10 protein-coding genes are annotated in these 15,248 nt (G+C 39.6%); all 10 read left to right on the forward strand.

The genetic code is table 11. The features are described 5' to 3' along the window. Positions 1-53: 53 nt before the first annotated feature. The 10 genes from BLS03_RS16150 to BLS03_RS16195 all read left to right on the forward strand — a co-directional run bounded on the left by BLS03_RS16150 (position 54) and on the right by BLS03_RS16195 (position 15,086). Entirely contained in the window at positions 54-1,727 is a 1,674-nt protein-coding gene (locus BLS03_RS16150) for a hypothetical protein (RefSeq protein ID WP_093276258.1), read from the forward strand. A gap of 3 nt (positions 1,728-1,730) precedes the next feature. Then, the gene (locus tag BLS03_RS16155; RefSeq protein ID WP_093276261.1) at positions 1,731-2,960 is read left to right on the forward strand and encodes a hypothetical protein; all 1,230 of its coding nucleotides are present in this window, start codon (positions 1,731-1,733) and stop codon (positions 2,958-2,960) included. 1 nt (position 2,961) lies between these two features. Beyond that, positions 2,962-7,779, forward strand: a complete 4,818-nt coding sequence (locus tag BLS03_RS16160; RefSeq protein WP_093276264.1) for an OmpA family protein — start codon at positions 2,962-2,964, stop codon at positions 7,777-7,779. 126 nt (positions 7,780-7,905) lie between these two features. Continuing rightward, on the forward strand, positions 7,906-8,286 hold the full coding sequence (locus tag BLS03_RS16165; protein ID WP_093276267.1) for a hypothetical protein: 381 nt from the start codon (positions 7,906-7,908) through the stop codon (positions 8,284-8,286). Positions 8,287-8,335: 49 nt separating this feature from the next. Further along, positions 8,336-9,562 (forward strand): hypothetical protein, encoded by a 1,227-nt coding sequence (locus BLS03_RS16170; protein WP_093276270.1) that lies wholly within the window; start codon positions 8,336-8,338, stop codon positions 9,560-9,562. Further along, the gene (locus BLS03_RS16175) at positions 9,562-10,641 is read left to right on the forward strand and encodes a beta-propeller domain-containing protein (protein ID WP_093276271.1); all 1,080 of its coding nucleotides are present in this window, start codon (positions 9,562-9,564) and stop codon (positions 10,639-10,641) included. The genes BLS03_RS16170 and BLS03_RS16175 overlap by 1 nt, the downstream gene beginning before the upstream one ends. A gap of 95 nt (positions 10,642-10,736) precedes the next feature. Further along, entirely contained in the window at positions 10,737-11,999 is a 1,263-nt protein-coding gene (locus tag BLS03_RS16180; RefSeq protein ID WP_093276272.1) for a hypothetical protein, read from the forward strand. A 58-nt stretch (positions 12,000-12,057) separates the two neighbouring features. Further along, positions 12,058-12,387, forward strand: coding sequence for a hypothetical protein (locus BLS03_RS16185; protein WP_093276274.1), 330 nt, complete (start codon positions 12,058-12,060; stop codon positions 12,385-12,387). After that, positions 12,384-13,487 carry a hypothetical protein gene (locus BLS03_RS16190; protein ID WP_093276275.1) on the forward strand — a complete coding sequence of 368 codons (1,104 nt, stop codon included), beginning with the start codon at positions 12,384-12,386 and terminating at the stop codon, positions 13,485-13,487. Before BLS03_RS16185 ends, BLS03_RS16190 begins: the two co-directional genes overlap by 4 nt. Before the next feature lie 192 nt (positions 13,488-13,679). Continuing rightward, a complete protein-coding gene (locus tag BLS03_RS16195; protein WP_093276276.1) occupies positions 13,680-15,086 on the forward strand; it encodes a leucine-rich repeat domain-containing protein in 1,407 nt (468 codons plus the stop codon). Positions 15,087-15,248: the final 162 nt, after the last annotated feature.

The following is a 15,248-nucleotide window of genomic DNA, read 5'->3' on the forward strand; positions in this document are numbered from 1 at the left end:
GCTTAAAAATCACCGCAACCAAAATTTACCATTAATGGTTGTGGAGACGTTACATGCATTTAGTTTGCAAATTTTCTCTGGGCTCTAAGTTGACCAAAAAAGAGCTCCAATATGTCCTTACACCGGATGAGTGTATAGGGCAGCTTTCGCGTATGCGAAATATTCCAGACGTGTTAAGTCAACTTCCCAAAACATTTTCTGACCAGTTGCCACTTTCTGCGAAAAAAGACATCCACAGCCTGCTTGCTGCTATTAAGCAAGAACTGATCAAAGCGAATTGGGTGGCGACGTCGCTGCTCACGCGTCATGTGTCCATTTCCGAAGCGCAGCTCAAGGCCTATCCGAAATTTGGCTTACTGGTGTCATCATTATCGTTAACCGATATCGACAAAGTGCATAAAGCCGGTTATCAAGCGGTCACCGACGATGTGCCGCTGGCGCGAAACCTCACTTACACGCCAGTTACCCCATCACCAGATCAAAAAATTGTGGTGGAATTTGCCGGCCAATGGCCAAGCAACGCCGCGTGTTTGATGCTGGGTAAAACCGATGCGCAGAAAGAGAAAGTCACGGTCAGCAAAGTTGATCACGACAATCAACATCGCAGTTTAGCGACCTTCAAAGGCTTAGAAAGCGAGCCGAAAACCCTCTACATTCGCATTCCGTGCCCAGGCCAACCAACGCCGATTTTATTAAAGCTCGCCGAAGACCTTACTCCAGTCGATAAAGACACCGACATGGACGAATGGGATAACGTGCTGGTGCCGGTTAGGCCGCTTGCCTACCTAGATGGTAGTTTTGATAAAGCTAAAGCTTCTGAGCTGCAGGGCGGTTATCTCTATCTGTTTTGGAACAACAAGTTGTGGCGAGAGTTTGAGATCACCGATAAAGGCTATTACCAAGACATCGATGTTGAATATTACCGCCAGCTCGAAGCAGAAGAGCAGCAAAAAGATCAGCCATTGGTGATTCATCGTATTGCCGATGGTTTCGCCATGCCGCATATCTGGGTGCCGTATAAAATTGCTGGTGAAGTACAACAGCAAGATACTGGCTTAAAGCTGATGTTTTCGCCTAAACAAAAACGTTTTAGCCAGATTGAAGCGCTGGAATCCGATAGTGACAAACTTGATGCTGCCAGCACACCGCTAGATGAACTGTCCATCTACAGCGATTCGCAAGCATTTTCTGCCCAAGAACATACCTCTGATGTGGTCAGCGCGACCGTTCACGCCGTTACCGAAGACGATATGCCATGGCTAAGCGCCCAGCAAACTGTGGTGCGCAGTTTTGATAACAGCAATACCGTAGTGGCGTATGTCGATGGTAAAAACAGCGGCTTTATGGTGCGGGTGGAAGTGAATCAAAATGAAGGCGAACTCGAAGATCCCGATTATCAGAATTTGATAGCCATTATGGAAGATACCCAAAGTGATTGGAAGGTCAGCGAAGCGTTCGGTGTTGAAGTAAAAAATGGTTATATCGAAGCGTTAATTAGCGGCTTACCTGCGGATGGAAAATTCAACCTGTTTTTGGCCAACAGCCAAGGCAGCGATAGCCTATTTCCGGTATTTAGCGAACTAACCTATGACCAAGTCATAAAAGAACCTGAGCCGTTTGATTCTGCTGCTGAATGTGAAGAGTGCGAAATCGACGAGCAATTACAACAAATGCAAGTGGCAGAAAACCAACTGCTGGATTCAATCAAACAACTTATTTTTGGCTAAACTATGAATAAAAAAATCCTTATTTCAGCTGCGGTTGTAGCAGTGGTCGTTATCGGTGCTGGCACTGCTTATTGGAATGCCAAGCCTAGGTTAGATCCAGAAATCCAAAAAAGGATCGATATTATTGTCAAAGGGCGTGAATGGAATCCCTATGGTAATGGTAAGGAACGTACGCCGTCGTGGCCGCTTATTGCGAAAATAAGTCAAGAACCGAAGCTTGAGCAGTGGGATGCAAAACATCAACAGCCACAAGTGATGTTTACTTTTGGTCGAGATAACCCCATTTATACCATGAATATCAACGGGACAGATGTTCGTTTATTAGTGGATCGTGAGGAGTTGGGGGAATTACCAGCATCGGGATATAACATTCGCTCTTCGAATGGTAGATATTTGTCAATGCACTATGCAAGAGGTTTAGATCCTACAGCTTGCCTTATTTATGATTTAAAAGATCGTAAGATAGTGGCTAAGATGCGCACTTGTTGGGATGGTACCTTCAGCCATGATAGTCGCTCCTACTATTATTCTGATACCAGCCCCATCCATAATCAGCCACGTAAAATTGACCTTGCAACCGGCGATGAATCTAATCTGCTGCCTGAGAAATTTACTATAGACGGTGAACTTTATTATCTTGGCGGTGACACTCAAACTTTTATGATTAATGACGAGCTGAGTCTATTAATTTGGTCAGGCTCTAAAACTAATCCGGGTGGGGAAATTATTAAACGAGTACAAGTGGGGTTTGATTTAGATACTTTTAAATTAAAAGAGGTCAAAAATTATCTAGATCCTGCCTGCCAAGATCAATTTGATTATAACCCTAATCAAAACTACTTTATTTGTGGTGACAATATGAGCCGTGAAAATTATGTATTTTCTAAAGCTAATCCCGATAAACAAATAGAAAATGCACCTATCCGAAATGTTATTCAACAGGGAGGTTGGTACTTCAAAGGATCTTCTGGTAATTACGGTAATACTTTAGTGCGCTATCGTCAGCCGAATGAAGCTGGGATGTTTGATAAAATTACGTACTACTATAAATTGCAGACAGGTAAGAAAGGTGATTTCGATCGACTTAGCCACCTGAATATGTTCATTCCCCAAAACTTAGCACAAAACTTTGACCAAGTGGATTTAGGCAGTTTTTTTCCGCCAATTCCGACTCAAGAGCAATACGACGAATCCTATCAACGTCAACTAAAAGCGCGCAAGGAGGGGAAATAATATGCCTGCATCGCATAATCAGCGCCAGCTGTATTTAATGGGTCGCCTTTATGGTCGTAAAGGCCAGCCCGCTAGCCGTTATTTTCCACTGCCGTTTGAAACCTTAACCGCTCCGGGGCTTAAATTTGAAGATAAACTGTCTATTGACCCGCAAAATAAAAAATCCGTTGTCGAAGTCACTGCGACGAATCCTATCGCGGTGAGTGATAAACACGGGGTATTAAATGTACTAAGTGAAGATATTAAAACCGGACAACTTGTCCGCAATCCTGTAACACAGAGCAGTGTAAAAACGGTGAATGGGAAAAACGCACTACCTCAGGTACTGTTTTTCCCTAGCTATCTTGTTCCCATGACTCAACTTGCCTTGCAAACTGACTCAAACCAAAGTGGTGAACAAACTTCACCAACAACTGGCTGGTTAGAACAACTTTATGGTTATCTACAAGACAGTGCCGTAGCACAAGCAAAAGAGTGCTGCGTGGATATGAATGCGGTTGATATTGATGTTGAAAGCCAATGTTTACCACCGCAAACAGATAAAGTGCTATCAACTACCGAATACTTTAAAAATTATAATCATTGGTTAAAAAACCATAATACCCGCCATATATTGGCCATTGAAGTGCCGCAGTTTTATACCATTCAAATCGTCTTTTCTTCCAAAGATTATGAGAGAGCAACAGTTACTTTAAGTGACTTAAGTGAGCAAATAGTCACTCATAATACAGATTCAATGGCGGATATCGTCGGTGACCAACCAAGTAACGATAAAGGCCAACCGGTATCTCTGGTTCAAAAAACTGAGTATTTCTATTACGACAGCGAAAGTCAAAGACATGATGCTACGAGTTACATTGCAACATTTTGGATTCAGTCGCCAAAAGTATTAACGCTTCCGGAAATAGAACAGTTTTCCAGAATCGATGTTAGTTTTGAACTACTTGAGGATGATGAGCAGAATAAGATCAAAGATAAAGGAATCCCTCTTAAATACAGTTTAAAAGAAAACTTATTTAAGCTCCCGATTCAAACCCTTGCTGGGCGCTGTACATTAATTAATGGCGATCCTATCAGTGTGGAAGAAGCGTTGCTTAACCACGCGCCGCAGTTCTATACCAATGTGATGGAAACCATGGTTAAACAGCCGTTTGATCTACCAGAAAAATTGGCGACGAACAACACGGTGGGGGCAAGTTTACCGCAGCAAACCTGGAGCGTGATTCAAAACAATAAAGGTATTCTAGAAACCAGCTTTGGGGCGTTGGAAAAAGGCGTCTCTTGGATCACTCTCGCAAAAGTAGCCAGCGCCGCGACCTCTGGAGCGACAGGCTTTACTGAAACTGTTAACAAAGCGATAGGTGTGGGCCTTGCATCAGTTGGTTTTATGAAAACCCTCGGTGAGCTTAACACGCACTATGATAATAAGTTGAGCAGTATGGCTAAAACTGCTGTCGGTGCGCTATCTAGCGCTGTGGTGTTCGGCGAACGCGCTTCGCCGCATATTCGCGCTACGATTTCTCTGGCTGATTTGTACGGGAATCCTGCATTAGTCAGTCGTTATACTACGCAATCTTTTGAGCCATTACTTCGCGGTGTGGGCAAATTCGGTTCATTTATTTTGGACAAAGTAGATCCAGTGCTAACGGTTGCTGATATGGTCAATGGTTGGGGGATGTATAACCAGAAGAAATTGGAGAAAAAGAATAAAGACAATCTGTTTCGTGGCGATATTAACCGCTATATGTATACAACTTCCTCGTTACAAGAATCAAAACTCACTGCATTTCAACAAGACCAAACAACCGCGCAAAAATATCAGGATGCGATTGGCGAGCTCAGAGGGGAATTAGCCGAGAATTTTGTTTCAGGCAAAGGGCATGTTGCTATCGAAGAAAGTACCGCTTTTGGAACCTTGCTACGTTTAGACGCCACGCTATTTGAATTTAATAAAGCGGATATTATTGCAGATAAAGGTCCTTATCAGAAAATAGCAGAAAAATTAGAACAAATTAAATATGCTCCGTTTAAGATTACCATCACTGGCCATACCTGCATTATTGGCTCAGAAGATGTCAATCTGCGGCTTTCTAAAAAGCGAGCTGAAGCGGTTAAGAACGCCATCCTTGCTGGTTTTAGTGATCAAAATGCCAAAGAACTCTGGGCTCCATATTTTGAGTTAGTCGCTAAAGGGTACAGTGAACCACTGCCAGGTAATACAAATCGAACCAAAGAAGAACGTGAAAAAAACCGCCGTGTAGAGATTTTCTTTAATTTCTCAACTAGTGTCGATTACCCGCCGAGCCGTGCAGGGCTATATGAAGTTGAAAAATCAGCTAAACAAAAAATTCTTGCTGATATTGGCGCAAATACAGAATTGGTATCTGCAATTAATAGCACGATTGACTTTGCCTTACAGGGGATCTCTGCGGTTTTTCCTCCAGCAAGATTCGTTGCTGCTGGTAAACAAGCGCTAGAGTTAGCTCAAAAAGCGGTGGAGTTTATTGAGGAGACATTTCAAAGCGAGAAATATAAATTATTGCATGATATTAATGCAATTCGCTATCAAGATTTGATGGCAATCAATACTTTTCTTGCACACTCCGACACGAATGGTATTGATAACGTTCATTTACGCGCTTATATGAAGCGAATGACTGCGTTAAATGGCTTGATGCGATTATTAAAAACATACCAGTTAGCACAATTGGACAAAGCAGGAGAGTCAAAGCAATATTCTGATTTTCAACGGATGACGAATGATGTGGCATTAGGAACGAAAGCTAATTCATTTGACGATTTTAAGATATTAGATTATATCGATACTTATATTCTTAATGATAATTGGGATCTGGATGTTTCTCTTCAGGGTACTGAACATTTAGATGAAGTATGGCTCGAAACAAATGGTTATGTAAACTCTACTGCTAATATTATCGATGGTGATTATATTCGTATGAGTTTCTCTAGTGCCTCGGCAGTGGTAAGAAAGTTAACAGCAGATGATCAAAACCAGTCTTTTCAGCAGCAAGCTTTAAATAGTAGTAAGTATTTTCCTATTCATTATCGAGCAAGTGAAGATGGAAAACATTTCAAGAATTTGCTGACAGATACCGTACCAAAAAACTTAGACAAAAGTATCTTTAAGCAAATAGCCGTATTTGTGCGCCGCTCTTACAAAAATGATTCGCTTAAGGCACCTAAGCAAAGTGACTGGATCCCGTTTGAGCAATATTATCAAGAGAATCAGTCTGAGATAACGCCTTACGACAATATTAAAGTTATCGCGATACTTGATGAAAAGGAAGCAAAAGGACAAGGAAAATATAAGGATATAAGTCAGTTTTTCCCAGTAAACTTAATTGTTCATTCGCAATCATCGAATGAAGGCGCTTGGCACTTTTTTGATTCAGTCGCTTCATCTCACACCGAGTATGTTCGTAATATAAATCGAATGGAGTTGTCTGAAGAAGAGGCCAAAGTCATTTTTTCTGGTGATAATGCTGGCAAAACGTCACTGATGGGCGTTTGTATTCAACCTAGTTATTTTTTTGGTGCACGACGCATCTTCGGTATTCGTCCGATTGCCGATTATGATAGCGCAGTAATGAAAGGGTTATTTGATTCTAAGTCAAAATCGATTACGTCTGGAGCCAGACAGTTTTTGTCATATTCATTATCGATATTAGTTCCAGGACAAAGTAAAACAGAAACAGACATAAAGTTAGTAGCGTTAAGTCAGCCTGATACCTATAGCAAATGGTTTAATATGACGCTCTCTCCGACGCGTAGCTACGAGTTTACTAAAGACTTTAAAAATTTTAGTCCGCCACAATTGGCTGATGGGTTGTTCTATGAAAAAAGCTTCCTTCAACCTCCAGTAAAAGATAAGGAACTTAGCTATCCTGAGGTATTTGATTCAGCTCAAACACTATTTTACTTGCAGCAAAGCGGTAGTCGAACTAATAAACAGATAGATACCAATATTGCTAAAGATCCTTTGGTATCTAATGAAGGGAGACTACGAGGAAAAATATATAACTTTGACTGGGATAAGGATGTTACAGCGACATTAATTATAAAAACGAAGCCAAGTGACCCGCAGAGTTTGATCGACCAGCAGTACGATCCAAATATTATTCCTATTGACGTAAAACTTGTTGATCAAGATAGATGGATAGGAACAAATAATCGGCCAGTCTCAACAATGAAAAACGTAATTCGGATTGGTACTATCGTTAAGGAGAATGATGGCTATAAATTTGAACCGAATAATCTTGACAAGTCTATGTTGTCTGAAAAATTATCTAAACTGATAAGTGAAATTAGTGCATTTGATGTTAAGAAACTTAAAGTACTTAGCCTTAGAAGGGAAGATAAAACTGAACTGTTTGCCAATGTATATGAGCTCAGCTATATCAACTATTTTGGTCATGAAGTTAAAGGGTTGGTTCCACTATTAAAGCCTTCAGATGCTTATAATTTCCTTCCACAGGTAGGGGTGAAGTTTACTGCTTATGTCAATGGACCTCATAAATCGGGTTTAAATGGGGCAGAAAGTAACGAAATCCATATCTATGATGCTGAAGTAAAAAGACCTCCACAACGTTGGTACCAACTAAAAGATAAAGAATATGAAGTGAATCTTGCTAAAGAAATGAATGCGAGTAAGACAGACAACGAACTTTATGAGAACTTGCAGGGTGAACCTCTTAAGTTCATACCGCATCAAAACCTAAGAGACTGGATGCAAATAAATGACCATGTTGACTCATTAGTGCAGAAAAGACTTGATATGTTAGGGGATTGGGTTAATTAACTAAGTAATAAAAACCGCCTTCGGGCGGTTTTTCTTCATTAATTCAATCACTTTTTAAGCCATACGGTAGGTGTGTCGCCTTATATCAGCGTCATATATCACTTTATCGTATCAGCAAGGATTCCTATGTTTAGGCGTAATCATATTTATTATCGGTTTACAAAAGGTGAAGTGACCGCGACTCATATTGAAACCAATCAATCAGCCACAAAACTTTGCCCAGCATTATCTCACCCTCGCACCTTAATGGGGGATTTCTATCAACTAGAAGCGTGCGTTATCGAACTAACCAAACAAGTGTTTTCGAAATCGATATTTGATAAACCACCGATTGTGATTATTCAGTTATTTGGCGTCTCGGAAGGGGGTTATACCAATGTGGAAATTCGCGCATTTAAAGAAGTGATGTACCGTTCAAAAGTCAAAAAGGTCTGCTTCGCAGATACAGAAGAATTACTTTCTGCAGTAGAGATAACGACAAACCGTTTCCCTAAAGTAATTTGTTAGTGACAGGCCGCAATCGAACGAGTACAAAAACATATTTTTGGCTAGAACTATGAATAAAAAAATCCTTATTTCAGCTGCGGTTGTAGCAGTGGTCGTTATCGGTGCTGGCACTGCCTATTGGAATTCCAAGCCTAGATCAGCTCCAGAAATACAAGAAAGAATCGATAGAATTGTTAAGAGCAGAGAATGGAATATATTTGGGAATGGAAAGCAGCGTATTCCTTCTTGGGATATCACTGTCGAATTACCTAAAAAAATTACCTTAGAAAAGTGGGATACAGTACATAGCCAACCTCAAGTGATGTTTCATTACGGGCGAGATGGCACGATTTATACCATGAATATAAACGGGTCAGATATGCGTCTACTGCTGGATCGTGAGGAGTTAGGGAAACTGCCGACGGGCTATAATGTTCGCTCTCCGAATGGCCGATATTTATCCACGCACTATTCGTTTAATTTAGATAGAACTCCCTGCCTTATCTATGATTTAAAAGACCGTAAGATTGTGGCTAAGATGCGCACTTGTTGGGATGGCACCTTTAGTCAGGATAGTCGCTCTTACTATTATTCTGATACCAGTCCCATCCATAATCAGCCACGTAAAATTGACCTTGCAACAGGTGCTGAATCTAATGTGCTGCCTGAGAAATTTACCATAGACGGTGAACTTTATTATCCCGAAGTTGACACTCAAACGTTTATGATTAATGACGAGTTGAATCTATTAATTTGGTCAGGCTCTAAAACTAATCCCGCCGGTGAGATTATTAAACGAGTACAAGCGGGGTTTGATTTAGAGACTTTAAAATTAAAAGAGGTTAAAAATTACCTGACGCCTGCCTGCCAGGACCAATTTGATTATAATCCCAACCAAAATTACTTTATTTGTGGTGATAATATGAGCCACGAAAATTACGTGTTCTCTAAAAGTAATCCCGATAAACAGATAGAAAATGCACCTGTCCGAAATGTTATTCAACAGGGAGCATGGTACTTCAAAGGGAATTCTGGTAATTACGGTAATACTTTGCTGCGTTATCGCCAGCCCAATGAAGCTGGAATGTTCGATAAAATCACATATTACTATGACTTACAGTTAGAGAGCAAAGACGACTATAAGAGTCTTAATCACTTGAACCTGTTTATTTCTCAAAATCTAGCACAACAGTTTGACCAAATGGATTTAGGCAGTTTTTTTCCGCCAATTCCGACTCAAGAGCAATACGATGAATCCTATCAACGTCAACTAAAAGCGCGTAAGGAGGGGAAATAATGAAAAAACTATTTCTAATATTATTACCGGCTGCCGCTCTTACCGCATGTGGTAAGGATGACGGTCGAACCTACGTTACCGAACATAATTACTACACCATGGAGATGAGTGAAGGTGGCGAATTTGAAGGCTGGGACTTCAAAGCTCAAGTCCAGCCATTTCCAAAATACTTTGTTTATCGCGCCAAAGAGTGGCCACGTGAAGATTTAAATGATGCCAGCTCTTATGACTTACCACGGATACAATTTTTTTGGGCTAATTTAGGCGATAAAAACGATCCTATGTATACAGATTATGAAGGCCAAGTAAAAATCTGGAGTATGAAAACCGATGGTACCGATTTGCGCCTTGTTATGGATAGTTTGCCTAAAGGAGCACTTTCTGGATCAGGGAAAATGGTACGTTCTCCTAATATGCGTTATTTGGCGTTTAGCTACGGTGGTTCTGGTAAAGCAGTATATGACCTGAAAACTCAAGAGACGACTGTTCTTGACTATAGTGGTCCTACTGGCTTTTTATGGGCGGAAGATAGCAGCTATTTATATTACAAAACTGGCCCGGATACAGTCTACAGATGGGATGTAGCAACTCATAAAAAGACTAAAACAGATATTTATATTACTGATACAGGAATTATTCGTGATGGAAAGCGATATATTGTGTCTGATGGTGGCTTTGTGGTCTTTGATGAGCATACTAATAATAAGATATATGGTATTGAGTGGTATCAAGCAGATAAAACAATAGAAGAAAATGTAGCTGAGTTCCGTTCTCTTAGCCCAGATCTCACAGTCTCTTGGGTTGAAACTCGATGGGCACAAAAAATTCAAGGACGTAATCACTTCCTATTAAACCTAGAAGATAGAACTGTCAGTAAGTCAATTGGAAGTAGGTACATTCTCGGAAAATCAGGGCGATTTGTGGATGCCAATAAACATGCCATGGTAATGGAAGTGCGTGATTATAAAACCCACAAAGCGTGGAGTTGGCGCCCATTAGGACATAACAGAACACTAGAGCTAAAAACGTTATATAACGGCCTTGCTAACAACGGACTCTGGTTTAAAGACTCAAGATAGTTTTATCGCGAGTGACATGTTTTATGTAATTTAAAATTTCAAAATGTAAAGGCGCAGTTACAAGAAGTGTTTGTGAGTCAAATACCGGGTTATTTATGAAAAAGACAACAAAGTTAGGTTTAGGCGTCGTCGCTGCTGCATTGGTTACGATTGGCAGCTACTTAGGTTATTCATATATAAAAGAGCGAAACCGTATTGACGATATTGCCCATGAGCTTAAATTATGGCGTGGTAAAACGAGTACATGGGATCATTATTATTCGTTTGATCTTCCAACTAATCCCCAGGTGGCTGATTGGCATAATGAAGATTTAAAAGTGCCACAAATTTTATTTACCGTGCCCAATGATGACAAATCAAAAATCAGTATTTGGGCTGCAGGTATTGATGGTTCAGGTCTTGAGCTACTGATCCCCGAAGGAGAAGTGGGTTTAACGCCTCACGTTACTTTTGGGACTTCTGCTGATTATTCGCGCTTTATGTCGCGCTCGCCTAACGGACGCTATGTGCTAGTGCCACAAAAAGGTGGTTTAGTGCTTTATGATTTAAAGACTAAAGAAAAGACCTTTATTAATGGAGTGTCTCAGTCAGCTACTCGCGTACTCTGGCAGCCAGATAGTTCACAAGTTGTTATCTCACATTCTGATTCTTTAATTAAAGTGATGTTACCAAGTAAACAAGTCACCACCCTAGACGATACATATGGCGATATTGCGGGTATGGCGTTAGAGGGAGATTGGACAAATAAAGTTCTAAGCCGCAAAGATAACCGACTGTATGTCCAGTTAGAACGTAATGGGGGAGGATGGTTTTCTTGCCGAGGCAGCTATGTTGTCGATAACTTTGAGCCGGATATCAAAACGTGTGGTAACACTCTGGTTATTGACTTAGACAGTTTGAAAATCGTTGATTACGGCGATTATATACCAGATGAACATCAATGTCGGCCTAATGGTAGTTGGATAGGTAATAGTTTCAAATGTGGGGATGATATTTATGAGCCAGGGACTCCATCTAAAATTATTGGTCAAACTGAACTCAATCAAGTGTTGATGCATTATAGTAAAAAAGAGTCTTGGTTTATTAGCCCCCAAGCATTTGCCACTATCTCTCGTTATATTCCAATGCCGGATGATAATAGCCCTGTGACCGAAATGAGATACTCCTATCGTTATATAAGAAATGGAGAGACTTTTATTTTGGGGGATTTGGGTTTCGCGTTTAGCCGCTACGTCCTTGAACATATAGACGATAATCGCTGGAGTCAATATTTATACCCGCCGCTTAGTTATGAAGATTTAAATAAAGCCAAAGCACGTTTAAAGGAGCAGGGTTATTCTTACTCTCATATTGAATAAGCTAAATCAGGGAAGATTGTTCTCACGTTCTACGTGATAAAGAGCGAGGTATTTAACCATGAATAAAAAAATTATATCCGCAGTTGGCATTTTTGCCTTGGCCAGCGCCGCTGGCGTATTTCTCTCTCCTCAGTTTAAAGCCTGGCAGGCGCAAAGAGCGATAGAGCAAGCAAAACAAGCCAAATATGATTCAGAGCTTGAAAAAACGGTCTCACTGCATTGGGGATGGAAAGGATTCAGTTCAGAAGATACTGGGTGGTATATAAAAGTGGCCGATTCTAGAAATGCGCCACTAGCCAAATGGGACGAGCTACCGGAACAGCCACAGATTATCACTCAGATTTGGCGTCACGAAGATCGCAAAAAGGCCGGTTTATATATACCATGAATTTAGATGGTAGCAATTTGCAAACCTTGCTTACGCCGGAAGAAACCGGTGGTTTGGTCTCTTGGCTTCAGCGAACTCGACCATTTCGCTCGCCGAATGGCCGTTATATCTTTTTCGATATGGGGCTATTTGAAACCACTAAAAGTTGCGCTTGGGCCGATTTAAAAACCCGTAAAATTGTGCGTTTTGGCGGCGCCTGCTTATTTGGCGGCTGGTTACCTGATAGCAGTAAAGCGTATGTATACGAAGGTTATGATGTCTACGAATTTGACAGTAAGACAATGAGTCAAAATCTTTTACCGCTGAAGTATAAAAATCCAATATCGAGTGAAATTGATACCACGAGAATGACTCCTGAACAAATGAGCGATGTTGTTTTTGATGCTCCTAAAGATATAAGGCTGACAGGAGATGCCAAGTCAATTTTGGTTAATGTAATAACCAACTATGGACGAGCGGAATTAAACAACAAAGCTAAACCAAAACTTTATCAATATAAAATTGGCGATTGGCAACACTATTCTTTAGCGGACTATTACCCTAAAGAATGTAACCAAGAGAAATTAATCTTGTGGCGTGAAGATGACCATGCCTTTGTCTGTGATACAGAGCAAGGCAAACGTTCATTTTCTACCGCCGATTTAAGTCAATCTTATCCTCTAGCTAAGGATGCGGTGTACGTGCTTCAACACAACGTATTAGCTGGTGATAAGTCGACAGATATTTTGCTGCGACGTAATCGTCAACAAAATGAACAATCCCCAATAGATAAACTGCGATATTTTTATTCGCCTAAAGTGAAAGGCGATGATATTAGCGGGTTTTCTCTCTATATACCACCGCACCTCGTGGATGATTTTGACCATTATAATTTGGTTGATACGTTGCCTCCACTACCGACACATAAACAATATCAAGATGCCTATGATAAGTATTTTGAACAAAAAACTAAAAAATGTGAAAAGTTTTGGCAGGACGACTACCAAGGAAAAGATGTGTCGTGGGATGAGTGTCAGGATGTCTGTGAAATTAAGCGTGTTGGCGACCATTTTGTAACCAGTTCTCAGTGTAAACCAGTAAAAGGATCGCGCCGTGGCTAAACAAAGAATGGCTAACGAGTTGTATATTAAAATGCGAGGCGAACATGGAAATAACACCAAAGTTAAAATCTGTAAACTGCTGGTGCCTAATGTATCTATTCTTCCTAAGTTATCCGAAGATAAATGATCGATGGCAACATAACTCTTATCTTAAACCCAAAATATTAATTGAAAGCTAGAGGTTATGAAAGTATGACTATAAAAAAATTATGTTATTATATAATTTCAATTATAGCTTGTTTATTTTCAAGGTTTTCGTTTTCTGAAAGTGATGTTGATTTAGCAAATAAAATAATATCTAGCTCCCAAGTTGTTCATGAGATAAAGGAATCAGTAAGTCCTGATAATAATGTTTCATTTTATGTTGATGGTCTTACAGTAAAATTGACTCAAAAGTCTGTAAATAATTGTGACGTTATCAATACTAGTGTGATAAAGCTAAATGATGGTAGCGTGATAAGCGGTACTTCATCTATACCAAGAACTAGTGTTGTTTTAGATAAAGAAGGAGAATTATTGTCAGTAAGTTTGGAAAGCCCAAAAAATATAAATAGAAAAATTTTCGATATCATAAGTCATGTTAATGAGTTACATATTTACAATTTGGATGATGAGAATTTTTCAGTACATTTGGAGCAGTTTATTTATCTAACCTATTTTTATATTTCACGTTCTAATATTAAAGAATTAATCTTTCCAAAGAGTGGGGTGTTGAAAGAAGTAGGGATTAGTACGTCGGATATCTTTAGTATTTCAGGTTTAGATAATCAGATGGGGTTATATAAGATGATAATGGATTCTAATATAAAATCAGGTTATGACACCATTTATAATCTTGAAAATCTTGAATGTTTATCTCTGGCCTTGAATGAGAAGATATTCAATTTTGGAAGGCTTGAAAATTTAAAAAAACTGGATGTATATAGTCCAAAGTTTGAAGATATAAAAGAAATTTTTAATTTAAAAAAACTAAAGAATCTATCGTTATGGTATTTAAAGGATATAAGGATTCAGGGGGTTGAGTTTCCTCAATCTATAGATAACTTGTCTATATCTGCATCTGATAACAAGGCTGTTCCTGATGTTAGGGGTTTGAAAAACTTAAAAGCATTAAGGTTTTCTAATATTATAAATTATCATAAACTGAGAATCGGGTATCTACCGTCCCTTACGAAGTTAAACGTTAAAAACAGTCAACTTGATGAACTGTCTGGTATTGGCCAGTTTAATAATTTGGAATTTTTAGATATTGAAAGAAATAATGTGTCAGATGTTTATGAAATTTCTAAGTTAAAAAATCTAAAGGTATTTAAGGCAAGAGATAACAATATTAAGGATGTGACGCCTTTATTTGAGTTGAAGAATCTCGAAAGGGTAGAGTTAAGAAAAAACAAAATCGAAACAGTGGTCCCGATGGGGGTGGGAAGTAGTATTAAATACATAGATTATTCTCGCAACCCAGTCAAGAATGTTGACCTTGAATCTTTAGTTGATTACCCATATGTATCCATTATCCTATTGGATACGCCATACCTTAATAATGCAAGCCAAGAAGAAATAAATAAAATAACAAACCTACGTTTAAAAGGGCATTTTTAATGGGTAAAAAATCAAGTACAGCGATGCGGATTTGTACCATCCTTATTGTTATTACCCATCTGCCTCAAGTGTTGTATCGAATGAGCACAGAGTTTGGGGATGGTGTTACGACTACGATGGATTACATTTGTATTTTGTCTCTCGCATACATTCTCACTGTGT

It is taken from the genome of Vibrio xiamenensis (assembly GCF_900100015.1).
GTDB lineage: Bacteria > Pseudomonadota > Gammaproteobacteria > Enterobacterales > Vibrionaceae > Vibrio > Vibrio xiamenensis.